General features: G+C 45.6%; 18 protein-coding genes. 13 read left to right on the top strand and 5 right to left on the bottom strand.

The features are described from left to right. Nucleotides 1-3: 3 nt before the first annotated feature. The 7 genes from V4534_02995 (at nucleotide 4) to V4534_02965 (ending at nucleotide 9,919) form a co-directional block, all read left to right on the top strand. Entirely contained in the window at nucleotides 4-1,251 is a 1,248-nt protein-coding gene (locus V4534_02995) for a hypothetical protein (GenBank protein ID MES2503825.1), read from the top strand. Further along, nucleotides 1,248-6,305, top strand: a complete 5,058-nt coding sequence (locus V4534_02990) for an RHS repeat-associated core domain-containing protein (GenBank protein MES2503824.1) — start codon at nucleotides 1,248-1,250, stop codon at nucleotides 6,303-6,305. Before V4534_02995 ends, V4534_02990 begins: the two co-directional genes overlap by 4 nt. Continuing rightward, nucleotides 6,295-6,735 (top strand): hypothetical protein, encoded by a 441-nt coding sequence (locus tag V4534_02985; GenBank protein ID MES2503823.1) that lies wholly within the window; start codon nucleotides 6,295-6,297, stop codon nucleotides 6,733-6,735. Before V4534_02990 ends, V4534_02985 begins: the two co-directional genes overlap by 11 nt. Nucleotides 6,736-6,753: 18 nt before the next feature. After that, nucleotides 6,754-7,152 carry a hypothetical protein gene (locus tag V4534_02980; protein ID MES2503822.1) on the top strand — a complete coding sequence of 133 codons (399 nt, stop codon included), beginning with the start codon at nucleotides 6,754-6,756 and terminating at the stop codon, nucleotides 7,150-7,152. 6 nt (nucleotides 7,153-7,158) lie between these two features. Beyond that, a complete protein-coding gene (locus tag V4534_02975; protein ID MES2503821.1) occupies nucleotides 7,159-8,496 on the top strand; it encodes a hypothetical protein in 1,338 nt (445 codons plus the stop codon). A gap of 248 nt (nucleotides 8,497-8,744) precedes the next feature. Then, the gene (locus V4534_02970) at nucleotides 8,745-9,239 is read left to right on the top strand and encodes a helix-turn-helix domain-containing protein (protein ID MES2503820.1); all 495 of its coding nucleotides are present in this window, start codon (nucleotides 8,745-8,747) and stop codon (nucleotides 9,237-9,239) included. 143 nt (nucleotides 9,240-9,382) lie between these two features. Then, the gene (locus V4534_02965; GenBank protein ID MES2503819.1) at nucleotides 9,383-9,919 is read left to right on the top strand and encodes a hypothetical protein; all 537 of its coding nucleotides are present in this window, start codon (nucleotides 9,383-9,385) and stop codon (nucleotides 9,917-9,919) included. Nucleotides 9,920-10,025: 106 nt separating this feature from the next. Here V4534_02965 and V4534_02960 read toward each other — a convergent pair whose 3' ends face one another. The 4 genes from V4534_02960 to V4534_02945 form a co-directional block, all read right to left on the bottom strand. Continuing rightward, the gene (locus tag V4534_02960; protein MES2503818.1) at nucleotides 10,026-10,484 is read right to left on the bottom strand and encodes a hypothetical protein; all 459 of its coding nucleotides are present in this window, start codon (nucleotides 10,482-10,484) and stop codon (nucleotides 10,026-10,028) included. 128 nt (nucleotides 10,485-10,612) lie between these two features. After that, nucleotides 10,613-13,027 (bottom strand): hypothetical protein, encoded by a 2,415-nt coding sequence (locus V4534_02955; GenBank protein ID MES2503817.1) that lies wholly within the window; start codon nucleotides 13,025-13,027, stop codon nucleotides 10,613-10,615. Between the two features lie 137 nt (nucleotides 13,028-13,164). After that, nucleotides 13,165-13,893, bottom strand: a complete 729-nt coding sequence (locus tag V4534_02950; GenBank protein ID MES2503816.1) for a hypothetical protein — start codon at nucleotides 13,891-13,893, stop codon at nucleotides 13,165-13,167. A gap of 141 nt (nucleotides 13,894-14,034) precedes the next feature. Further along, the gene (locus tag V4534_02945) at nucleotides 14,035-15,900 is read right to left on the bottom strand and encodes a hypothetical protein (protein ID MES2503815.1); all 1,866 of its coding nucleotides are present in this window, start codon (nucleotides 15,898-15,900) and stop codon (nucleotides 14,035-14,037) included. A gap of 86 nt (nucleotides 15,901-15,986) precedes the next feature. On the opposite strand from V4534_02945, the gene V4534_02940 reads away from it, so the two are divergent. Genes V4534_02940 through V4534_02915 form a run of 6 tightly spaced genes read left to right on the top strand, consistent with a single transcriptional unit; the run spans nucleotide 15,987 to nucleotide 23,722 of the window. After that, nucleotides 15,987-17,099 (top strand): fimbria/pilus periplasmic chaperone, encoded by a 1,113-nt coding sequence (locus V4534_02940; GenBank protein ID MES2503814.1) that lies wholly within the window; start codon nucleotides 15,987-15,989, stop codon nucleotides 17,097-17,099. A gap of 47 nt (nucleotides 17,100-17,146) precedes the next feature. Continuing rightward, complete coding sequence (locus V4534_02935; protein MES2503813.1) at nucleotides 17,147-19,549, top strand: fimbria/pilus outer membrane usher protein; 2,403 nt, start codon at nucleotides 17,147-17,149, stop codon at nucleotides 19,547-19,549. After that, on the top strand, nucleotides 19,534-20,493 hold the full coding sequence (locus V4534_02930; protein MES2503812.1) for a spore coat U domain-containing protein: 960 nt from the start codon (nucleotides 19,534-19,536) through the stop codon (nucleotides 20,491-20,493). Before V4534_02935 ends, V4534_02930 begins: the two co-directional genes overlap by 16 nt. A 3-nt stretch (nucleotides 20,494-20,496) precedes the next feature. Then, nucleotides 20,497-21,189 (top strand): signal peptidase I, encoded by a 693-nt coding sequence (lepB, locus tag V4534_02925; GenBank protein MES2503811.1) that lies wholly within the window; start codon nucleotides 20,497-20,499, stop codon nucleotides 21,187-21,189. Beyond that, entirely contained in the window at nucleotides 21,189-22,472 is a 1,284-nt protein-coding gene (locus V4534_02920; protein ID MES2503810.1) for a deoxyribodipyrimidine photo-lyase, read from the top strand. Before lepB ends, V4534_02920 begins: the two co-directional genes overlap by 1 nt. Then, nucleotides 22,469-23,722, top strand: a complete 1,254-nt coding sequence (locus V4534_02915; GenBank protein ID MES2503809.1) for a putative Na+/H+ antiporter — start codon at nucleotides 22,469-22,471, stop codon at nucleotides 23,720-23,722. The genes V4534_02920 and V4534_02915 overlap by 4 nt, the downstream gene beginning before the upstream one ends. Nucleotides 23,723-23,743: 21 nt before the next feature. Here the strand turns inward: V4534_02915 and V4534_02910 are convergent, their stop codons facing one another. Next, a complete protein-coding gene (locus V4534_02910) occupies nucleotides 23,744-24,190 on the bottom strand; it encodes a hypothetical protein (protein MES2503808.1) in 447 nt (148 codons plus the stop codon). Nucleotides 24,191-24,251: the final 61 nt, after the last annotated feature.

Genomic DNA, 24,251 nt, shown 5'->3' with positions numbered 1-24,251 from the left:
TTTATGTTTCTTCTTAAAGCAATATTAGCATTAGCGCTAATGGCTCCAAGTCCAAAACAAGAAATTAATATTTTACTTCTTGGTAAGAGTGGGGCTGGAAAGTCATCTCTGATTAATATCTTCTATAACCACCTGCGAGGCCGATCCTATGGAGACGAGCTGGATATTGTCATCCCGCTGAAACATAAAGGAAGAGATACTCCGGTAACAGTTGAGATGTATAAGAAATATGAGGTTTTCCTGAACGAAGACGGGCAGAGCCAAACGGAAGAAGTTTTAAGGTATACGGTAACGACAAAAGACTTGGTCGTCAATTTTTGGGACACTCCTGGACTCCCTGATACGCGGGGACCACAAAAAGATGAAGAACATTTGACTAAAATAAAAAACATTTTGGCGAATGTTTCTTTTAATGCCATCGCGGTTGTTTTTCCACCCGAAGGGATTGGTCTACAGTCCCAGGAATTTATAAGTACGATGAGCAGTATAGTAGATACCCTTCCGAAAAGTTATTCTGGAAATATTATTGGGATTGTTAACCGTACCATTGGAGAAAATATTGATGAGGATACTCAGGCGGACTATCGATCTAAATTGTCAGCTGCTTTCGGTATAACTGATTCGAAGAGATTGCTGCCCGGTTACTATTTCGATGGCTCAAGTTTTTTCAATAAAACGCCTAAAGGTTATGAAAACTGGGCTGCCGATGACAGAATTATTGCCCAAATCTTGGATAGGGTTCGAACCAATAAGGTAACAGAAACAAGGGATGCTGTTGAGCTTCAGAGTCTCCCGAGTCTTTTGGAGGCCGAAATGAAAAAACTCAGTGATTGTATAGCAGACGGAAATCCAATCCATCAGAAGTTCCAAGATGCTTGGAATAATCTGAGTCACGAGAGGAAAATTGAATATTCAAGTTTCAGTGGCATATTAGTTGGCTTTCTTGAATCGCTACTGACGGGTAGTAGATATGAATTTCTTGACTTTATAAATAGCCAAATTTTTCGAAATTTAATTATGCAAGAAAATAGACAGCAATCAATCCTAGATGAGATAGTATTTCTTCGAAAAAAAAGGGGTAGCATGGCAATGCCAACAAGCCCTGACCCAATCTCTAAGATCATTGAGGACAAACTTCTTGAAATTGGACTGAGCAGATTAAGTGAAGAGGATAAATCTAGATCGGCTGAACCCTATCAATATCTTAAACGACCCTCTGAACAAACCCGAAATAAGGCGAATAGATTATGATGTTTATGGCCTGGTTTTTGCGGGCTTTATGTACTGCCGCATTTGCGTTTAGCAGCCTAGCCGTTTCATCTGCGGAGCAGAATCTTTGGGTCCATAGCCATCTTCTGACAACGCCCAAAGCAACCACCTTAAAAGGGGATTATGCTCATTTCGGTTTTTCTGGCGAATCACTGGCGCTGGGCGGCGTTGTGCTTCCATTTCCTGTTGAGCTACCCAAGAATCGGGGAAACATTCTCCATCACCCATTGCCTTCGTATTCTCATCGCGGTGGTTTATCAGAGTGGGGCAAGGGCTGGAGCTCATCATTAAGCATTCAACGCTATGCAGAAGTAGGCGAGGTCGAATGCACGGGAGGTTCGTTTTCCAGTCCTTGGGGAAAGCTCCAAGTTAGTCTTGAGGGGAAGGTCTACTACCCGAAAGGATTGGAACTTGATTTGCGAGTTAGCAAGTCAACCAGCGGATTTATAGTTTATCACCCGGATGGGAGAGTCTTCCGTTTTGAAAAGGCTTATGGAGACTTCGCCTGGTATTTAGTTGATGTTAGAGATCGAGAAGGTCATGCGACAGTTTTTGAATATGAAGAGAATCCTTCAGGACGGCCATTTTTAAAAATAGTTCGTTACGGTGGCAAGAAAAGATTTCAATATGAAATTGAAATCGAATACGAAACAATCGGCAATCCAGTCAGGGCTTATGAAAGCTGTCAGCTTGAAACGACTCTCGACAGAAGAGTCAGTGTAATCGTCTTTAAGCATTGGAACGGCCAGAAATTTCAGACTAGCAAAAAATTCTACTTGCGGCATGAGAACGTAGACAATGGCGCTACATTCTATCTTTCTCGGGTTGAGACCGAATTTGCTTCCGGCGATAGACCGCCTGCAGTTACCTATCATTATGATGGCTATGGGCGATTCTTGGAGCGGCCCTACCAAATTGTCGCGAATAATTTCACAGACCTGGTCTCTAGACTAAAGTTTGACCAGTTTTATGCCGCCAGTGTGACTTTCGTAGACTTTAACCAAGATGGCTTGGTAGACATAGAAGTCGCGCAAAATCTTATGTCTTTTTTACAGACTAAGGACGGCCAGTTCGTGCCACATGTGAATTACGTCACAGCTGTTCGTGATGAACTGTGCCCTCCTTCAGGGGACTACTACAGTAATTTTCGACGGTTACTGATTAGACCAGCAGGCCTTCAGGACCAGCTTCAGCAGTTGGTTGTTCGTAACGATTCTGGCCCGGAAGGGGCTCGGACGAGAGTTGTTGTCTGCAGCCTTGAGGGAAAAGTTCGTTTTGAAAAGGATTTACAAATTCGTGGCGAACAAGGTTCTTTTAAGGATGCAACCCACTTAGCTGACCTGAATAGTGATTTGAAACCAGATTTAGTTAGGTTGATCGAAGGCCAATATACTTACTATCTCAATCAGTCTACTAAAGATGAAATTAAGTTTTCGGATGCCATAACGAAGTCGTTTCAAAGAGTGGGCTCCAAAAAGATTAAAGAATACCAATTCGTGGATATTAACGGTGATCGATTGCTCGACATTGTTGGCAAGGCCGATTCCGGAATTTATGTTTGGCATGGGAGAGGCCAAATGGATTTTGGCCCTGAGGTCATTTTCTACTCATTTCAAGCGGACCGGATACCTGCATTGGCAATAGCAAAGTTTGACTTGAGCTTTGTGGATATTAATCGAGATGGCCTGATGGACGCAATCTTAGATGGGCATCTGCTGATTAACCGTGGTGATAGATTTCATCTCGTTTCCGCGAAAAGCTTAGAGGAACGCCCACGGGGCTCGAAAGTCCCCCACTCCATTAATCTGAGCGGAACTCCTGATGACCAGCTTAGTATGATGCATTACTCATTGGGACTGGTTGTTTACAACCTCAATGGCCCGTCAACGGGTCTACTCACGCAAGTGGACAATGGCCAGGGCATTGTTCTGGACTTCGAATACCAATGGACCGATTTTAAGCCTGGCGTGCCAAGGCCTTTTATTGTCCCGAAGTCTCTCACCGTCTCGACAGCTGGAAAGGGCACCCAAAAGACAGAATACGAGTTTATTGACCCGCGGGTAGATTTGGCGACTGGCCAGCTGATTGGCTTTGCTCAGGTCAAAACAAGAGATTCACAGGTTTCAGTACAAACCGATTTTATGACGAGTGCGGAGCATTCACCGAAACCAATCGAAATCCGCAAGCAGGATGAACGAGTTAAAGGGCTGTTTGAAGTAGAAACTCATGAGTGGAAGAGCGATTTCTTGGACGGCATTCATTATCCTAAGCTTATCAAGACAATCCAGGCATATCTTAGCAAAGGTGAGCCAATTGTTAGGCGCTCTATCGATTTTCTAGCGCATGACCGCCTGTGTGCCAATCAAACTCGAGAAAATGCTTCTCTAGGCTTGCTAGAGAGATTAGTTTCTTATGTTGATTCGCGTGCTTGTTTGAAAGCGAACGAGACACTCGTTGGACCAGATTTTACCTACACAACCTTAACTACTTATAACCAGGCTGGACTGCCAACAAATCTCGAGCTGGCGACCGCAACAGAGAGACTGCAAAAGATAGCTCTTGGTTATGACGATAAGCTTGTTCTTAAGAATGTGACCCAACCAGGCAAAGGGACGATATTTTTACATTACGATGCCGTGTTTGAGGTTCTGAAGTCCTTGCAGTTCCCTGATGGCACTTGGCGGAATATGACCGCCTATTCACCGGAAGCCGACGCCGTTTCCGGTTTGTTGTCCAAGGGTGGAAGTACCGAACTGTTGACTCAAAATTTTGTTTATGATGAGTTTCAGAGGCTCAAACAGGCATCAACCAATCTAGGTCAACAGTCAGAATACTCATATCGTTTACCGACTCAAACCTGTCCGGGTGTCTTATCTGAAATCCTCACGAAAACAGCAATGTTAACGAGTGCCGATGGTGAACTGCTGACCCAGGGTACGCAAAGTCAGACAGGTTGGTATTTTGGACCGCTGTATCGTAAAGTCTTGGCCAGGAATAAGGAACAACAAATCGATTTGGGTTCTTTGAGCCTGAATCCGACACAACTTACATTCCAGGATCTTGAGTCTGCCAATGCAGTACTTTCCGAAACGGAGAGTTCTGAGTTGTTTGGTATTCTATCTCGAGATTCTGCCGTTACCTCGAGTCATCGTAACCATATGACTCATCGGTTTGAAGTTGACGCAGCAGGCTTTAAAGCGAGCTCGGAAGAGAATGACCAATATGTTACCAGTAACGTACTTGACCTGAGCACCTCCCAGCCAATTGCTTATACCGATGAGCTAAGTCAGACTTACATATATGAGCGCGATGTTTTGGGGCGCCTTCGGAAGATTACTCTTCCGGACGGTAATATCCACACGATTGATTTTGATATGTTCGGGCGAGTATCAAATATTACTCGCTCTAACATTGCCGGTGCTGTCTATGGCTATGACAACGCAAATGATCGTCTTTCCGAAAAAACTGTTCTGGGCGTACGTGAGACATATGCGTATGACGCTGCGGGTCGCGTTAAAACAATGCTCCGCGGGTTAGAGCGATACGAATTCTCTTATGAGGGCAATGCGGTTGCTCAAGTAGACCATGCTGAGTTCATGAAGAAGTCTTCCTATACACCGGATGATAAGCCGGAACTAAGTTCTCTAACGACTAAATCCGGACTCTCAATAGCTCTTGAGTTTGGATATGACAATTTTAGAAGGCTGATTGAGCAAAATGTTTCCAATATCTACACCAAACAATTTGTTTATGACGATTATAGGCAATTGGGTTTAGTTCGTATTGGAAACCAAACGTTCTCGATTTCACGAAATAATCAGGGCAAAGTTTCGAAAATCGATTTGCCCCATAATCAGACATTTCATGTCGATTATGACTCTCTGACGCAGGGCCGCATAGGTCATAGCTCACACCAGGGCTCGTATAGCTGGAGCCTAAATGACCGCGGTCTGATTGACCATGCTCAGTTTACTTCTTCAGCAGATACCTGTGACCCAAAGATGCTGAGCTTTGTTTATGCGGCGGATAAGACGCTGCAAGAAGCCCCCTTTAATCTTAAACAGTCGAACTCTCTTTCTGCCCCAGGAAGGGGGTTATACGATGAAAATCGCCATCGTATCGGTAAATATAGCGGTAGCAACTTAGAACATATTCGTTTCAACGGTATCGTAGCTACGGCAGAGCATATATATGAGAAGTTTGCGGTCGAAGGCATAGACCTCGGAATTTTGATAGATGGTCAATTTCAACCTTGTTTGTTTGATCAGGTCGGTAGCATACTTGCGATAGGTGATGTGGTTTCAATCCCATCTGCCTTTGGTGAGCGTAAAGAATACCAGCCAATTTTTGAATATTTTGATTACGCTGGTCAAGGTCGAGATCCTGAAACTGGCTTCATTGCAATGGGAGAGCGTGATTACGACCCCAAAACTCATCAATTTACTTCGGCCGATCGATTTTTCCTAGAGTCTCCTGAAGAGTGTGTTCGTTCGCCTCAGGAGTGCGATTTATTATCGTATGCCAAGAATAATCCGCTGATTTATACGGACGAAGATGGACTAAATGCACGGTTAGTTCAGGGTCTGGGTGCGGTTGGATTTGGAGTTGCCACAAATTATCCTGCTGTGAAAAGAGCAGCCACCGAGCTTTACCAAGAGCCATCTCTTAAAAATGCAGGGATCCTGACAGCTGAAGTGTTGCTCCCTGCCACTCGCCTTGGGCGAGCGGTGCTAAAGAATGTCCACAATACCGATGCAGAAGCAAAGGAATGGGCAATAACTAATCCTGAAAAAGTACTGTTTCATCCGAAGTTCAAAATAATCATGAAAGATCCTAATTCGCCTAAAAATGAGCCGCGTTGGTGGTCCAAGGACACAGCCGGACATGGTGGATCAACTTGGAAAGTTTTTAAAGAAACCAATAAGGGTTTGCAATGGGAGACAGATGCAACTCGATTCGGTGATTTTATCGATGATAAACACAAGAGCGATGTTGGAAAGTTTATTCCCTGGAAGGAATTGAGAAATGTCAAATAGTATAGTGTTAGAATCAGCAGATGAGTTTGTAAGATTGCGCTGCAGTGAGATCGATGGCGAGCAATTTATCGCTTCTTGGGGAATTGCCACATTTGAGATTTGGAAAGAAGTTATAGATAACCATCCCCGTATGCGTATGTGGGTTGCTCATAACAAGACGATTCCGGATGAAATTATTCGGATCCTTGCAGTAGATAGAGATAGACGTGTAAGAAGCATGATTGCGAGTAAAAGAAGGGCTCCCTCTGACGTACTAGCAATTCTGGCGAAAGATGAGGATGAGACCATTCGACGTTCGGTGGCGGGGCACCGAAATACAACTGCCGATACTCTTGCAACAATGCTCAATGATGAATGGTCAGTGGTTGCGGAAATTGCGAAGGAAAGGCTGACTGAGATAAATGCTACTTCATTGACCAAATCCAAATAGAGTTTAAAGTTGGGCCTTATGAAAATCAACCGCATATTAATTGGAATCATATTTGTTTTTGGTATCTCTTGTGGTTCAGATAGTACTCAACTTAATCATGATCAAAAAACGTCGAATCCTGATGGCATTTTGCCGATTATCTCTCTCGAAGAAGAATTTAAAAAATGCTATGCTAATTGCAAAAAACCGACTCAAGGTGCGACGCACGTTTGCGATGTGGCCGCAATCTTGAGTCAAATGCAAGCCCAAAAAGCATCCCGAAATCGAGATGCATGTTCTGAATTTTTAACGGCCATGACACTCAGTTGTACGCGACAATCTTGCGAGCTTAAATCGGATGAGGCAGCCAAGAAGCGACTTGCTAATAAGTGTGTGGAATTTCACAGTGCCAAACAAGCCGCAGTTTGCGGGATTTAAATACGTATGAAGAATAACCTATCCATTTTTCTGATGATTCTTTGTGGGTTGGCAGCCTGCAGCAGTGAGCCATTGCCGCAACCAGCCCGGCCCGAAACCTACGAATCTTTGCGAGACGCCATTAAAGCCACTACGTCGCATGATGACCTTGAGAAACTTCGGCGGAAATTATCGAATTCAAAGATTTCTCTCTATGATATCGGTATATTGGAGCGCTCGGTTGAGTTTCAGAGGAAAGCCATTAATCGGCTGAAAAATAAAGGGCTGACGTCCTACGAACTCATAAAAAGAGGATTCGCTTCCGAGAGAGATATCAACAACTTGAAAAGCTTCGAAACAGACTTCAAGTATAGCCCGATAATATCAATGGACCAAAATGACGAGAGACTATATTTTAAGCTTAGTGAGCTGCCTTCGTTGGAGCTCAGGCTTCTAAAACTATTGCTTGATACTAGAATCGTTCAATTGGAAGAATTTGATGGTGCAAAGGCATCAGACGAACCGGGAACGGAGCTTGGGGCTATCTTGCTGGTTCAGGGAAACAAACATCCTGTTCTTATTCAACGACTGGAAAGAGGCGAGCTAGCCTATCGAACGCTGCCTTTCTGGGACCGATTTGCTAGTCTGGATTTAAAAGGTTTTAAGGGTTGTAGGACCGATTTTGTGCAAGGATTGCCTGTTGAGCCGGGCAGCCCGATTGATGTTTCCGAACTTAATCCAGTTGGATCCGGCGGGCAGAACCAGGTTTATGCATACGGAGACGATGTTCTTCGGATAGAAAAAACCGATGAGTCGTGGCAGGTATTGGCTTTTGTTCGGATGCTGGTTGGTCAAAATCTTCCTGGTGTTATCAAAATAAAGCGCATTCTAAAAGCTCCCGATGGCAAGGTTGCCGCGGTTTATGAAAGGCTTACAAAGAAGAATCTGTCCGCAGTTAACGAGGAAAAGTTTGCGCAAATAGCGCTTGAACTCGCGGTGACAGTGAATGAACTACATGCCCTGGATGTAAAGCACGAAGATATTTCACCAATGAATATTATGTTCCGCGGAGAAACCCCAGTCTTGATTGATTTTGGAAGTAATGCCCAGAGATTTTCTGGCCGAGACCTTCCAGATTTAGCGCTCTCGCTGGCCATTATGAGAACGCCTGATTGTGAAATTGAGCAACAATTTGTCGATACGTTTGCAAGGCATGATCCAAACTATATTGCCAGATTAATCGATGAGCGCCTTAGTAAATGTGGTCAAATGAAAACTGTTGGGCCCGAATTGGTAAAGCTAGCGAAGGAAGACGGGACTTTGCCCGATTTTATTTTGTCGATGAGGCATATTTTCGATAACTAACCGGACCCAGCGGTGCCAAGGATATAGTTGATTTTGATAATGCTCTCTCCGCAGTGGGTCAGCCCGGAATCGGAAGAACATCCGATGGCAATCTCAAAACGAGTTCGTTTAGTCTGTTAGGGACATAAACGCCGTCTCCCTAAATCGCAAAATTACCGGAGACGGCCAGCCCGTAAGCTGAACTCAACATAAAGATTTCAGCAGGCACTTGTCAACATTGATCTCCACCCAGGAGGTCTGGGAGACCTATGCTGAATGAACATGTTTTTGGTGCCAACCTTCCGATTAAAGCTAAATATCTTTGGCTATTGATTGCCCGGGAGTGCGATGAGAAAAATCCCACCGTCTATTTAAGCTGTAAGCCCCTTGCAGAAAAGATGTGCTGCTCGCCCAGCACCGTTTCTAAATACCTGCGTGTCTTAATGGGAGCGGGCCTGCTCAAGAAAGCCGCGCCGACTAAATATTCAAACATCGCGCCCTATGAAGTGCTCTTCTTGCCTGTGCAAGCTAAAGCGGAGGAGCAAATAGATGTTCAATTGGCCAGCATGTCTGCCAAAGAACTTGCTGAACGATGCTTAAGTTTGCTCAAAACAGTGAATACCCAAAAAGCACAGATCGCTTCAATGGATAAGATGATCCGGCTCCAAGCTGAAAGGGAGCGCAGCAGGAATACGGGAGTGGTTAAAGAGCCAGATGTGACGGTTCGTAAGCAGAACTGGATGTACAAAGATGGGGGCTCATGAGCCGAACTCATTGGACTACGACCGCCTTAGATTAGCCTGCCGCAGCTAATCAGGGTTATACATTTCAAGCGACTATCTAAACCGACAGGATTAGCCTAGGCCCCCTGGATTGTTGTATCTCCAGATAGGAGATAATGCACCATATGGCACCATTCGTCGGAGCATTAAAATGGCTCACCCGAAACTTCACGGCTCCCGTGTTTTTAGGATTTTTAACTGTCATAGTGACCCTTGTGCGCTTAGAGGTAAGGGATCAGTCCAGAGCGTTTGAAATTGATCTGTCGAGCAAAAATGCGGTTCATGATGAGATTGCTATCGCTATAACTAATATCCGATTAACTCGATTATTGATTCGGGAGAAATGTAAATTCTTTCCCAAAGAAAGCGAAGAACGAGTGGAACTATATAACGCTAACATTCGTCGAATAGAAGCGGTTGCATCGCTAATTCGAGCGGGGTTCAAAGCACAATCAACTTTTGGAGATGAAGTGGGTCAAAAAGTAAAGAGGCTAATTCTTCAGTTTGATACTTGGGATTTAAAATTTGAAAATGTATGTATTCAAGTAGCCTCTTTCGACAACGAATATATGGCAAAAGAGACTGAAATTCTTGCTCCGATGAAGGCAGCTATCGCAGATGATAAAATGCGCTTAAAGTCTCCCATCTGGCTACCCTTTTAGCGAATATTAATTATCTGGATTTCCATCGCAAAAAGCTGCGTTCGCAACTTTCTTTGTTTTGAACAACATTGAAATGATTTTTAGCATTAGATATCTCCTTTAGATTTTATTTTAACCGGTTTGTACCAATCTTGAACAATAAATATACAGCTGAAACCAATCTGTCAAACCAACTCCTAACTTGGTAAATAGGAGTGCCAAATTCTTCGAGATGAAGCTGTTGGGTTTCAGTAAATGCATCGCTTAAGTCATTAAAATTTGTTTTTCCGTCTATCCCAAAATAAGGGTAATGATGAAGATATTTTCCAAAAATTAGGTCGCAGGAAGCAATGTAGTGTTCTGTGTCCAGTATGTGGTTGTGCCAAAATTCATCTACATCTTCAGACGGAGGAAGGCGTTTGTTGGGATATCTAGCCTGCAGAAATAAAAAGTTGCGATATAATGCTGCAGTTTGTTCTGCATCGGCACGCATCCATCCTTGATGCGCCACCATTTTGTCGATAATTATGGAAAAATCTAAGCTTTTAATTTTTTCTTGCAATGTAATGCCTTGAATTCTGTTCATAAAAGATTCCAATAATACCTAATATAATACTTGCAAATCCGGCGAGTACAAGCACGTTTCTTAAGATGCTCAGTAGTTCTGTTGAGGTGGGAAATCGACGCATCTGAACACTGTAAGACAGCAGACTGTCAAACCTTATTCAACGGGTTTGGCACCACCAACAGCCCCTGGCCGAGATCCCCGCCCTCAGCCATTCTACGCGCTTTGCACAGGTTGTAGAAAAACATCGAAATATCAACGCCGACCTTGATTATGCTCGCGAATTGTAAACCCGACATGAGATAGCTAGCACCCCGATTAAGCCAGCTGTTTGGCTCGCTTTGTTTAATTTGAGCTGCTGTGCTTAGCGAAAGTGCCGTTAATTGGGTCATGGCGCTTGCCATGGCAAAAGCTTGCTCGGGCTTGTCTGCGTAGGGATTATGTCGAAGTAGGGCGCCCGTATATACCGCGCTCAGGCCCGTGGCTGTATATAATACGAGATTGCAGCTTGAATGCTCACTGTCAAAAGCGCCAATTGCGCCTGCGGTTACAGCGGTTGCAGCATCAACAGCAATAAACCAAGGTTTGGTTGGTTGATAATCTTGAAAAAGTGGCAGGAATTTCTCTGCGTACTGCGTGCCTGGAACACTTTGCCACCCGCCTACACCTGCTGCGTCTAAAACCCATTGCGCTTGGAAAGTTGGCTTGATCATCATTTTGCCTAGTACAATAAGTCCGATGGCTTGTGATGTTAGATAAGCATATCCGGCAATTTGCTCAGCGCCTTCGCCATGTCTGACAACATCTACTGCTGCGGTTGTTGTAGGCGCAGCTAAAAGTAAGATTGGGAAAATCACAGAGCCTGGAAACTGCACTTGATTGGGGAATTTCATCGACAGTGCCTTAGATGCTACTCCAGCGCCTCCGATGATAGCCACGTTGCCTGCCACGGTTCCTAAAGCGTAGCTCGCTTGGGAGCTCCCTAGTTGAAGCTGTGTCGGAGAATCGCTCCAGCTCGGCGCTTTATTTTCATAAGGTTGGTTTGTCTGGCAAGCGAAAATGCCTTGGATGACCTGGTTTTTGGAGTTCTGGGTTGCTCCTGTGGGCGACATTTTAATAACGCTGGCGATGGCGGAAACTGCTCCGATATTGTTCGCTGAGGCGGTTATTACGGTTGGTATCGCTTGTGGGGTTGTCTCGTGGGCCAAGAGTTTGGGTTTCAAAACGTCCAATTTAGGCAAATCGACTACGTTGGATTGCGTTTGAATGGCCAAAGAAGCAGTTTCAGTGTTCCCACGTGACAGGGAGTGGGGTTCTCGTGTTTCAGAATTGCTGGTTGAGACAAAGCCGCTAGGAGCTTGGCTGCTTGTACGTGTCGGTGGAGGCAGAATAAGAGGCGCAGTCAGGGATGCTGACTGGGAGTGGCTTAGTGAAGAAGGAGCCGTTCTAGAGCCTGTAAGCGCTTCGGTAGGAGTATGGGCCTTGCAAACCAAGCCAGGTTGCGCTGGAGACAATATATTGCAGGTTTGTCCAATGGTGCAGTTGTTACAGGTGGTTAGACGGGTGCTGCATCCAGCACCGGTGCAGCTTAGGGCTGAACCAATGGTGCCCGAGAGAGCAACCCAGTCGCCTTCGCAATTGGTGTCAAAATAGGTAAGAATCTGGTTTTGGCCGCAAGTGCCTGTTTTTGGAATACCGACAAGGGCAGGGTTAGCACGGAGGTCGAGTTTGTTTAGGGTGGTTGGGGATAAGATCTTAGGAATGGTCGTTAGAAGATTGTAAGAAAGATCTATGGTTGGAATGCTTGGTAAGTAGCCTGTTATAGTTTTCAGCCCTCTATGGCTGAAATCTAAGGTCCGCATAGCTGAACCCAAATTGGCGTCAGCTTGAGTTAATCCAAATGAGACTGAGTTCAACTGGCTAGAAGTTGCATTTATATGGATATTACCCCAAGCTTCTAACTCGGTGCGCCCAAACGTCCAATCGTTTATACGGCTGGAGAAGATGTCGAGGCGTCCGGTATTACCGCGATAGCCGAAGTTTGACTCTGTGATGAGGCGATCAACATTGGTGTCTTGCAGGCTTAAAGTATATTTGTTTTCCTCACCACCTAAAGCGAAAAACTTTCCTATGGTGAAGGCGCCTATATCAGAGCTTGTAATCGAAAACGAGCCCTTGCCTTTTGAACTTTGAGCGAAGTGCTCGCCAACCGATACTTTCGGCGATGAAACTTTATTGAATTCCACGAAAACATTGCCGCCGCCATTTCCGATACAGTCATCAAAAACAATACTCTGCGCGACAGTGCATCCCAAGACCGAGTAAATTCGATTTCGAGAGTTGCGTAGCATACAGCCGGAAATGTAGGGAGCGGGTAGTATGGAACGGAAGGTTAGATAATTGAATGTACAGTTATTAAACGCTACTTCTAAGTCAGTCTCAACGGTGTCATCTACCCAAACTCGGTCAAAGACTGCATTTTCAAAAATGCCACTTTTTAAGATGGTTAAATTCTGTGCCTGGGTACTAATAGCCAGGTTGAATATTAGAAAAAAATTTTTCATAGATTGGCGTAAAAATTAAATTAAGTTATTAAATATTGTATTGCTTTTAATTGGTTTGGCAATGGGGTGATATTAGAAGAGCCGAAAACAAAAAGAGCCAGATTTAATCTGGCTCTCATGATATCTATAAGTGATTCTTATTGAATGGTGTACTGAACATACACTCTGGAGCTTGCGGAACCACCAAGTGGGACTTTAGCGCCATTGTCTCTCATACGAAGATCAAAGTTAACCAAGCAAGCATTTGCTTCACCAAGTCCAAGGCCAGTAAATGGTCTGATTAAGTTCTGACTTTGACCAGCTGCGATTTCGCTTGCTTCAACCAAATCTGCAGTTGAAGTACCTTTAATAACTGAAGCGCCGTTTGGAATACATCGTGTCGCATTAGGCGATTTTTGATAGACTAAGTCTACACCGTCAGTTTGGCCACCAGCACCAGCAGAACCTGCGTCGGTGATAAATTGGAGGTTAGCTTTGGTGGAACCCGTGCTAAATCCGTTAATATCTTTTAGCTTAATTTCTTCAACGTAAATCCCTTTGGTGCATGCAATACCCACTTGAGCTCCGTTGAAGTCGTAGGTGAGCGTGGACGCGTTAGGCGTGGCTCTGTAGCCTTTCGCTGGCTGCGGATCGACGTTGAATGTGTCACAATGTCCAGTTCCGCTTGCAACTAATTCAATCCAACTTTCTTGTCCGGTCGCACTTGTTACTGTGCTAGCGGCATCGGCACGTGCCAGATTTAAGGTGCCGTTACCTGCGCCCAGCCCGGCGTATTGTGTGCCTACGAAAGCGGCAAGACCTATGGCGACTACTGAACCTAGTTGAAACAATTCCGAACGAACAATATTTTTTCCTGATTTAAACATTTTAATCCCCCTTTATTGTGACGGTTAGAGTTTTGTCACGTGGAGAATATGTAGTAATTCGATTTCGCCACCGCAACTTAGGTGTCTAATTTTTCTGCATCGCGCTTAAAAATATGACGAATTTGGAGATCAGATCCGAGGTTACTCTATCAATTTGACGTTATTATTTAGGTTTTTGCGTCCAAAAGGATCAATAATCGTTAATTCGCCTTTAATTTCTGGGTAAGTCTTAAGCCAAGTTCGGCCGCATAGGGCATACGGAATGCTGTATTGGTTTGCAGAGATCCGGTCTAAGTGCGCGCCAATTATGATATTATTATCATATCCCTGCCAGCCAAGGTCTACTTTCTCAGGTGGTGGGGCCCCTGGTGCGAGCTTTAATTGAACGCTGCACGGTTTGAAATGCCAAAACCCTGTTGATCCATTTGCCCAGTCTTCTATGAAGCCGAGTTCTTTAAGCCATTCTATATATGTATCGTTTAGGCCGGTTACAAAGATACCATCATATTGATAGGCGACGCCCGAGCCAGCCATGCGTAAAACTGCGCTATGTGGAGGTTTTTTCCCTTGTAGCATGAGGCCTTGGACATCTGGGCTGTTCAGCAGTTTTAGCCCGAATGCGTCATAGGGAGCAGGCGGCAACGCGTCTTCTTTCGCTTTTAAAGCGCAATTCATCCAGGGCGCATAAACGCTGAACGCAAATGTGCTCCATGAACCTGTTGCCACCGCAGCTAGCGCGCCTGCTTGAAGATCTCTGTTTAAGTAGGGCACTAAGGTGCTCGATTTAAGGCCGCTTTCGCCGCAGTTGGCTTCTAAAGGGACGAAATGATTAGAACGATTGAGCTCAAGGTTTGCAGGCATGTCTAATAGAGCTGTGATACTTGGGCATCCTTCTGCCAGGGCCTTGTTGGTGCTCCCTATAACCCAAAGCGATCCGCATGAGATAAGTGCGAACGCAATGCCATTCAATGTCATAGCTCGTTTTGATGAGCCAAGATCCTCTAGTCGAATCAGCAAAAGTGAAAATACAGCACCCAAGGTTACGAATCTCTGAGAAAAAAACTGCCAGCTGCTGATGTCGCGGGGAATAAAGATTGCAAGAAACCAGAATAATAGGGCAATTCCTAAAAAGATTTTCTCTGGAAAACTTAGCTGCCCTTTTCTGAATTTAGTAACTGAATAAATAATGCTTAGTAGGATAGCCAGCATCCAAAGATTGGCGTACCAAGTTGGTCCAGGTGCCACTATTTTGGGCAATATATTCAGTAGTTCGTGAACCCCATTGGTTACAATATTAAAAGTACCCAGGTCAGGATGGCGTTCTAGCGAAATCAGGGTTCCCATGACGATTATTAAGGCAGGCATGCCAGTCCAAACCAGTGTTTTCAACTTTTGGTACCGCTTATGCCATGTGGGCTCAGCCGCTAATATGAAGGTCGCAACGGTAAAGCCTGTTAAAACGGCCGTGAATATATGGGCTGAGGCTTGAACGTAAAAGAGAATTGATAGAATTAACCACTTTTTCCATCTCCAGTTTTTTACAATCAGTACATATGCCAATATCCAGTAGCCAATCCCCGTACCGATCGCGAAAGCGAAGAATCCCATATAGAGATTCCAAGACCAAGCTAACGGAAATCCTAAAAATGAAATCCAGATTCTTTTTGGTTTAAAAGCGATTACCAGTGCGCAGAACCCCCAGGCGTTTAAAACTAGGATGATACTTAGCGCGACTTTAATTCCTACCTGCCAACCCAGCCATTTTTCCAATGGAGCCATAATAATCATAAATCCTTGATAGGGATTTAAGGGTATGAAGCCCAATTTTGCGAAGCCAAGTAGGTTTAAATCTGTACAACGATTCTTAAGATACGCACCATAAAGGTGCATCGGTCCATCATTGGTGGGCAAGTAGGGCACCAACCAAGCGCATCTCACCATGGCAATCGTGAGCACTGCACAAATGCTGAAATAGACCGAATACAACCCGAGTTTTGCTTTCGTCATAGACTAAGCCATCGTATGAGAAGGCTCATTTCGAAAACAAGTCATAGGGGATTCTATGTTATGCTTTATTATTGGAGAGGTTTGCTATGAGGATTAAGTCGAAAGCTACTTTTATAGGAATTTTTCTAGGTTATGCCAGTTTGGCAACAGCCTTTTCTGTGACACCTCTGGAGCTGCAGGTAATAGCCCCAAAAAAGATGGATAATCTGCAGATAGGCAATAGTTCAAAAGCAGGGGTGACGATCCAAGGCAGTGTGGCGAAATGGGAAAGGATTAATGGTCAGGACATTCTGGTGCCAACAAAAGACGTGATCATTGCGCCCCCCATGATTTTGGTTCCTCCTGATCGAGTTCAAATTATTAGAGTCGTTCGAGTCAAATCTACCCCCGTCGAAGGGGAAGAGGCCTATCGCATCATGTTAGACGGATTGCCTCCACCGCCGCTTATGCTGCAAAAATCAGCTGCTGGTGCGATGTTTGTTACCACGATGTCAATTCCAGTGTTTTTTAGCGCTCGTGATGTCCAACCCGCAGTTGAATGGAAAGCCATTCGTCAAGGAGATAGGCTAATTGTTAAAGGCACCAACACGGGGAAGAAGCATTTTTTCGCCAGAGAGATTATTGCGGAGCAAGCTAGCCCTAAGGGAGGAGCGCCAGTTAAAATCCCGCTTGTTTCCAATGGCGCTGCCAGAATTTTGCCAGGAGCTTCGGAGCTTTGGATTTCTGAACCCTTAAAAGGCGGATTTGCTCTAGGCCAGCCTGTTATTTTAAACATTAATACGCCCAAAGAACCGGTAACAGTGAGTGCAGCGATAACTGCCCCTGAGATGAACTTTCTATGGCTCGCCAAAAAGAGTGCCGGCAAGCTGGAAGTTGAGTTAGGTATTGAAGGCGGTAAGGCCGTAACTGTAAAATCTATCCTAGCTAGAGACAGTACTGGGCAAGTTGTTCCTCTGGAAAAAGACACGACAACAACCAGTTTTGTAAGCATTAATGAAAAATGGGTGTCTGCCAAGCTCGAGAAAGGATTTGCAGATAATTCTCAAGTTACTTTGACTGCGGACACCAACCTAGGTCCAATGACGGGAACAACCATTGTGCGAGCTGACCTTATCAAGGCTGCGCCCGAAGTAGCAGCGCCTGCTGCTGTGCCTAATCCCGAAGTCAAGGCGGACGTGCCTGTGAAACCAGCTAAATAGTAGGAAATCTAAACGCACCGTGGATTGTTGAAATCCACGGTGTTTAGATGAATTGGCCAGTTCGGCTCATATTGATTTCAGTTTGCTGTGTAAGCCGGCTTTTGTGTGCGCAGAGCGCGACTGAGACACCCATTACGCCTGGCGCAGCGCCACCAGCCTCCGCGAGCACCGATCTCATGTACCTGGAGCTATTGCTCAGCGGGGAAAACACCAAAAGCATTATCCCGTTCTTTGTATTCGATAAAAAGAAATTTCAGGCCATGCGGGGCGAGTTGGCTACGGCTGGGCTCGTGCTGCCGACCAAGGGCACTCCGGATGAGTTGATAGACGTATGCCAATTGCCGGACGTGAAGTGTGACTATGACGAGCAGCAGCAGCGGTTGAATCTTGTTGTTCCTGACTCTTATCGGGTGAAAAAGACTTTTTCCACTGCGGAAAATAATTCCTATATTAAGACCACGCCGTCTGCCATCGGAATGTTTGTTAATTATAACCTCTACAGCACCGGATATTTGGATTGGGCGCAGTTTGGAGCCTCTTTGGGTGGGACTTCGCTCACTTTGATTGCTAATCAGTTTTCGCCCATTGGTACTTTTACACAGGGCGTGGGTTTGGTGAGCAATGACTACCGCTCGTTGCTGGCCAACCGATTAGATACCAGTTGGACCTATGCCAGTCCGCGATTTGCTTGGGTTTGGCAGGCCGGGGATTTAAGCACCAGCTCGGTGAGTTGGTCGCAATCGATTCGCATGGGGGGCCTGCAATTTAAAAAGAACTTTGGGCTTCGGCCGGATTTGGTTACCACAGCCTTGCCGCAGTTGTCTGGGAGCGCGGTTTTGCCTTCTGCGGTGGATGTTTATATTAACGATCGGCTGCTTTATCAGCGTTCGGTTGGTAGTGGGCCGTTTGAGATTGATAATCTGCCGACTTTTACTGGACCTTCCACCATTCAGATGAAAGTAACGGATGTTAACGGCCAGACTCGAACCATCACCAGAAACTTTTGGGCGACTTCGCAGATGCTTAAAAAGGGGTTGTGGGATTATTCGGTTGAAGGTGGGTTTGCTCGGATTGGGTATGGCACGTTTTCCTTTGACTATGACCCACGGCCGCTTGGCAGCGCTACCAGTCGTCTAGGGCTTAGCAATCGCATTACCGGGGAGACGCATATTGAGGGTGGTGCGGGTTTGATTGGTGGCGGACTGGGGGCGGTTACCAACCTTATCCCTTATCATTTGCTCAATCTTTCGGCTGAGGGAAGCTATTGGAATAGCCAATGGGGCGCGCAGCTGGCAGCGGGGGTAATTACGCAGCTAAGCATTTTTAGCATTAATGGGTTGGTGAGAAGAGATTTGGGCAATTTTATGACTTTGGGGCAGGCGACGATGAGCAACTCGCTGTCTTTGAACCCTTTGGTTAATACAATTTTTGCTTTGAGCCAGGAGCAGTTGGGTCTTGGTTTTGCACTGTGGCGATTGAGCTTGTCGGTCAATGGACTGCATAGTGTTGACAGGAACCAATTGGAAACTTGGAATCTGCAAGGGAGCGTCTCAACTTCTTTGGGTAAGTTTGGATCGATTATAGGCAATGTCTATGGCAGTTGGGCGGGCGGGAATAATCAGTTTGGATTTAACTTCGGGCTGAATGTCCCGCTGCCGTTTTTGCGGACCCTGGCGCCCACAGTGAGCGCCTCTGCAGACTCCTCAGGTCAATGGTCGGGTATTGCTCAAATTGCGAAGAGCAACTCAGGTGTTCCGGGTGATTACGGGGTCCAAGGCGCTTACCAAGAAGGTGGCAGTTTTAGAAATATTCGCGTTAGAGCAGATTATACCGCGCAAAAAGCCAGGGCTGCGGCTAACGTTGGCTATAATAATGGTTATTCAGATTTGGGCCTGAGCTTAGACGGTGGCGTGGTAATGTTGAAGGATGGCGTCTTTTTAAGTAACCAAATCACTGATGCCTTTGCGTTGGTTAAAACGGATGGTGCCGGGATTGAGGTTAAAGCCAGAGGGCGCTCTTATGGGATTACGGGCAAGTCGGGAAAACTGTTGATTCCGGGCTTAACCAGCTTCTCGTCGAACCGAATTACCTTGGATTTGGGTGATTTGCCGGTGATGGCGCAGATTGATAATACGGAGACAGTCGTTGTTCCTAGAAACTTGAGTGGTGTTGTGGTGGAAATGGGCAAGCTGACGATTTTGGCTGGCGCTATTGTGACCTTAACGGATGATAAAGGAAAGGTTTTGGAGCTAGGCTCACCAGTGTTGCTCAAAGGTAACACTGAGATATTTATGGTGGGGAATTATGGGATGTCATACGTTACCGGGCTTGGCGCTAAGAACACCTTGCAGTCCTTTATTAACGGACAGCCTTGCGAAGCCAGTTTTGATTTCAAGCCTGACCCATCAGCGCAACAGGAAGTAGGACCTTTGGTATGCCAAGTAAAATAGTTTTTATCGCCCTTTTTGTGTTTGCTCTCAACGCTTTGAGTGCTGATTGTTCGTTCTCAATTAGAAACTTCAATTGGGGCAATATTGACCTTCTGTTTTCCACGAATGCATCAGATATCCAGGGCATATTCGACGTTAATTGCCGAAATGGCGAGCCCGACGAGCAGGTTAGAGTTTGTTTGAATTTAAGCACCGGCTCGGGTGGGATGGATGCATCCGGCGATCCCAGATACATGTTAAATCAAAGCTCACAGCTGGCTCAGCTTCGCTATAATTTGTTTAGTGATGTCAGCAGACTTAACCCCTGGAAACTATGGACAAGCCCACCGCCTGTTCCACCAGATATTGTTTTGACTTTGGATGAAAATGGGCAAAGTACCCGGGAGATACCGATATATGCCAGGCTTTACGGCAATCAGTCATCGTTGCCGCCTGGTTACTATTTGTCGACTTTTAGCGGCAACCAGTCTCAGGTGGTATACGGTGATACCAGCAATAATTGTTTGGTAATGTTTTCACAGCTGACACCAACTGTCGTTCCATTTAATGTGCAAATGAACTATCCGCCCACTTGTACGGTAACAACGCAGCCGCTTAATTTTGGCACCATCGATTTTAGATTTCCGACTATGGGAACGACTCAAATCGAGGTGCAATGTTCGAACACCATGACCTATCAGATTAGCCTCAATGGTGGTGAAAGCGGCGCATGGAATCCAGAAAGGCGAGAGCTGAAAACCCCGGACATGCATGTCCTCTATTACGGCTTATACCAAGACTCCGCCCATATGAGGCCTTGGGGTAATATTGTTAATCAAGATACCGTTCAAGGAACCGGTACGGGCCTTCGCCAGTCTTACACAGTCTACGGCTTTATCCCCGCTCAGCCTGATTCTTGGGTAGGGCAATATCGGGATCGGGTGCGAGTTTTGGTGTATTATTAGTAGGTGCTAAGACCATCGTTCGCCATTTTGTTGTTTTTTCTGTTGTTGCGTTTGGTCATCATCGACCCGATCTATATAATTTCGGGTTCGATGGTGCCTGAAATTCTGATAGGCGATCATGTTTTGATTTTTAAACTCGCCTATAACTTTCAAAACTTGATTTCATGGCGTCAGCCAAAGCCCGGTGAGTTGGTGGCTTTCAAAGCACCGCTTTATGTACCGCATGATAGAGATTCCATTTGGATCAAACGCGTTATTGCGACCGAAGGCCAGCGTGTCCGAATCGACAACGGCACGGTTTACGTCAACAATGTACCGTATTTGCATTTAAAGAAAAACCGAGTCGTCCGTTTTATGGATTTCATGAGCTACGGCGTTTGGCAAAAGCAAGAAGCCTGGGCCACCGAAGAAAATACCGCTGGTTATATTCACCCGATATATATGGGCAATGCTGAGGAATACTGGCCCATATCAGGCCAGCTCGCTTTACCTGGCCTCATATGCGACGCCGTCTCGTGCGTGGTCAAACAAGGCTTTATGTTCGTCATGGGCGACAACCGCGGCGGCTCGACCGATAGCAGGGATTACGGGGCAGTGCAGGTGGAGAATATCATCGGCAGGCCATGGTTGGTTTGGATGAGCCGCGATCAAAGGCTTTCGCAATTTAGAAATCGTTGGTTTAAGCTGTTGTCTTAATGACCACGCCGACACCGATTTCTATTGTCTGGTTTAGACAAGACTTAAGACTCGAAGACAACCCAGCCCTAGTCGAAGCAGCCAAGCATGGCGTGATATTGCCAGTCTATATCGTGGATGACACCGTCGGAGCCGCTAGCCGTTGGTGGCTGTATGAAAGTTTGGCTAAGCTTGACGAATCTTTGAGCCACAAGCTTCATATTTACCAAGGCGATGCTCAAGAAATCTTAAAATCGCTGTGTGAGCGGTACCCCGTGCGAGCCGTGTATTGGAACCGTTGCTATGAACCTTGGCGTATTGCTCAAGACACAGTTATTAAAGACGATCTTCGAAAACGCCAACTCATCTGCGAGAGTTTTAATGGTTCTTTGCTCTGGGAGCCTTGGGAGATTCTTAAAGGCGATAAAACCAATTATAAAGTTTTTACGCCCTATTATCAGAATGGCTGTTTGAAGGGGACGGCGCCGAGAAAGCCTTTGAGTGCTCCAAGTTTGCAACTGGTTGAAAAAGGGCATCAAGATGGTTGGTTCACGTCCAGGCCTTGGCAAGCGAAGCTGGCGTCTCATTGGGAAGTTGGTGAGAAAGCCGCTCAGGTAAAGCTATGCGAATTCTTGGAAAACTTCGTGCAGACATATGACAACGATCGCGACTTCCCTAGTTTAGACAGCACTTCGAAGCTATCGCCTCATTTGCATTTCGGGGAGATTTCGCCTCAGCAAATCTGGCACCAGGTTCCGAATAAGAAATCGGTGTTTTTAAAAGAGCTGGTTTGGCGAGAGTTTTCCTATTACTTGCTTTATCATTTTCCGGAGTTGCCTCACAAAAACTTCCAATCGAAATTTGATAAGTTTCAGTGGGAGCATCGTACAGATTATCTGGAAGCTTGGCAAAAAGGGGAGACTGGTGTGCCTTTGGTTGATGCCGGGATGAAAGAGCTTTGGGAAACGGGATACATGCATAACCGAGTGCGCATGGTGGCAGCGTCATTTCTGGTCAAGAACTTGCTCATCGATTGGCGTCATGGGGCCAGGTGGTTTTGGGATTGTCTGGTTGACGCCGACTTGGCGAACAATAGTGCCAGCTGGCAGTGGGTGGCAGGCTCTGGTGCGGATGCCGCGCCCTATTTCCGTATTTTCAACCCGCTGACCCAGGCCGGTAGGTTTGATGCTGACGAAAGCTATATTCGCCGTTGGTTGGGAGACAGACGAATCAAACCAATCGTCGATGTAAAACTGAGTAGGGTAAATGCGCTTGATGCCTATAAGAAGTTGAGGGCTGAATGAACGAGCCTAATATTGTGGCAAGCATCGCTTTGGCCCTGGCCGTGCTTCATAGTGCGGGAACCAACTTTTTCGCGCGAGCGGCCCTTAAATGTAAGGCCGGCTCAAGTATGCAGAATATCTTTGAGTTGCTCAGTGAGGTTGAAGTTGCATTTGCAATGTGGGCATCGCTTTATTTAGCCTATTTAGTGTATGCCGTAGGATATGTGGGTACCAGCGATTATTTGGCCAGCTGCAATTTCACGGAACCAGCGTTTATTATAATGATGGTGGCTCTTTGTTTTACGAAGCCAATTCTTGAAGTCGCTGAATTATTTATCCTGTGGCTGCCTCGTCATTTGTCTGTAAATCGTTCGATGGGGCAGTATGTATCGATGTTAACCTTGGGTCCTCTATTAGGAAGTTTTATTACTGAGCCTGCGGCAATGACCATCACAGCGGTTTTATTGGCGCGACATTATTTTCATGACGGGTGGTCAGTAAGTTTTAAATATTGCTCGCTGGCCGTGTTATTTGTGAATATTTCGGTGGGTGGCACTCTGACACCTTATGCGGCACCGCCGGTTTTGATGGTAGCTCGGAGTTGGGGCTTTGATTTGCCATACATGTTTTTAAACTTTGGGCTTAAGGGTGTTCTGGTGTGTGTTGTTAATGCCTTAGGACTTGCCTGGTGGTTTCGAGAGGAATTTATGAAGCCTCTTGTGCCGAAGGACAAGTCAGCTTTAACCCCTCTCTGGCTACGCATAGCCCATGTCTGCGTTCTTGTTCTTATTGTTATTTTTGCGCACAATTTGTCGGCATTTACCACTATCTTCTTGGCTTTCTTGGTGCTGCACCATGTTACTTCGGAGCATCAAACGCCGCTAAGAATCCAAGAAGGGGTTCTGGTGGGTATGTTTTTGGCCAGCGTCGTGATTTTGAGCGGTCCTCAGAGTTGGTGGCTTGAGCCGTTAATGACTGGTAAATCCAGGGACTTGTTGTTCTTTGGGAGCCTTGGAATGTCAGCGTTAATGGATAACGCAGCAATTACTTATATGGGGTCTTTGATTCCTGTCTTGCCGGAAGCAAGCCGCTACGCTCTTCTTGCAGGCGCTGTGTGCGGTGGGGGCCTCACCGTTTTAGCAAATGCGCCGAATCCGGCTGGCTTTTTGATTCTTAAACCGTTCTTTGGACCGACTGGTATTAGTTCCATTCAGCTATTTAGATATGCTTTATTACCAACCCTAATAGCGGCATTTTGTTTTTATTTTTAGTTTGTCTGGTAGGTAATACTCTCAGCCATCCGATACGTGCATTTTTTCCGCTTTGCGCAAGACAGCCTCAAAATTCGCTATCATAGCTTTCTCTATGGAACGACGAAAAATTCGAAAAAAGATAGGCAGAAGAAGTCTAAGTTCTGTTTTCACGGCAACTCTGGTTTCTTTATCGCTGATTGAAGTAAATACGTACTCGCAAGTAACCTTTTGCGCTGGGAATGAGTTGTAGTGAAAAACAAACTTATGGTTTGGCATTACCTCATCAACATGCAATGAAACCTGACCATATTTTAGCCTAACTATAACGACAGCCCCCGGTGTCATCGGACCGGAATTCTGCACAGACTTAATCCTTGTCTTCGGGTCTAAGCTGATTAGAAATGCCGGGTCGGTAAGATAGTTCCATGCGCTCGCGATCGGAAGATTTGCAATTAATGATGTATTAAATATTATTGGAGTTTTCATCTTTCAATAGTATGGCTGATGTGCTGGATTCGTCAATCCTAGCAAGGGTGACTCGTCATTG

Source organism: Myxococcota bacterium, from assembly GCA_040387835.1.
Lineage (GTDB): Bacteria > Myxococcota > UBA727 > UBA727 > JABDBI01 > JAZKCZ01.
This window is presented reverse-complemented; position numbering and strand designations above follow the sequence as displayed.

Excerpts from the sequence above, each read along its gene's own strand:
- V4534_02935 (MES2503813.1), top strand. The coding sequence starts at position 17,147 with ATGAATTGGCCAGTTCGGCTCATATTGATTTCAGTTTGCTGTGTAAGC.
- V4534_02975 (MES2503821.1), top strand. The coding sequence starts at position 7,159 with ATGAAGAATAACCTATCCATTTTTCTGATGATTCTTTGTGGGTTGGCA.
- V4534_02980 (MES2503822.1), top strand. The coding sequence starts at position 6,754 with ATGAAAATCAACCGCATATTAATTGGAATCATATTTGTTTTTGGTATC.
- V4534_02985 (MES2503823.1), top strand. The coding sequence starts at position 6,295 with ATGTCAAATAGTATAGTGTTAGAATCAGCAGATGAGTTTGTAAGATTG.
- V4534_02910 (MES2503808.1), bottom strand. The coding sequence starts at position 24,190 with ATGAAAACTCCAATAATATTTAATACATCATTAATTGCAAATCTTCCG.
- V4534_02995 (MES2503825.1), top strand. The coding sequence starts at position 4 with ATGTTTCTTCTTAAAGCAATATTAGCATTAGCGCTAATGGCTCCAAGT.
- V4534_02920 (MES2503810.1), top strand. The coding sequence starts at position 21,189 with ATGACCACGCCGACACCGATTTCTATTGTCTGGTTTAGACAAGACTTA.
- V4534_02930 (MES2503812.1), top strand. The coding sequence starts at position 19,534 with ATGCCAAGTAAAATAGTTTTTATCGCCCTTTTTGTGTTTGCTCTCAAC.
- V4534_02915 (MES2503809.1), top strand. The coding sequence starts at position 22,469 with ATGAACGAGCCTAATATTGTGGCAAGCATCGCTTTGGCCCTGGCCGTG.
- V4534_02990 (MES2503824.1), top strand. The coding sequence starts at position 1,248 with ATGATGTTTATGGCCTGGTTTTTGCGGGCTTTATGTACTGCCGCATTT.
- V4534_02950 (MES2503816.1), bottom strand. The coding sequence starts at position 13,893 with ATGTTTAAATCAGGAAAAAATATTGTTCGTTCGGAATTGTTTCAACTA.
- V4534_02945 (MES2503815.1), bottom strand. The coding sequence starts at position 15,900 with ATGACGAAAGCAAAACTCGGGTTGTATTCGGTCTATTTCAGCATTTGT.
- V4534_02965 (MES2503819.1), top strand. The coding sequence starts at position 9,383 with ATGGCACCATTCGTCGGAGCATTAAAATGGCTCACCCGAAACTTCACG.
- V4534_02955 (MES2503817.1), bottom strand. The coding sequence starts at position 13,027 with ATGAAAAATTTTTTTCTAATATTCAACCTGGCTATTAGTACCCAGGCA.
- V4534_02940 (MES2503814.1), top strand. The coding sequence starts at position 15,987 with ATGAGGATTAAGTCGAAAGCTACTTTTATAGGAATTTTTCTAGGTTAT.
- V4534_02970 (MES2503820.1), top strand. The coding sequence starts at position 8,745 with ATGCTGAATGAACATGTTTTTGGTGCCAACCTTCCGATTAAAGCTAAA.
- V4534_02960 (MES2503818.1), bottom strand. The coding sequence starts at position 10,484 with ATGAACAGAATTCAAGGCATTACATTGCAAGAAAAAATTAAAAGCTTA.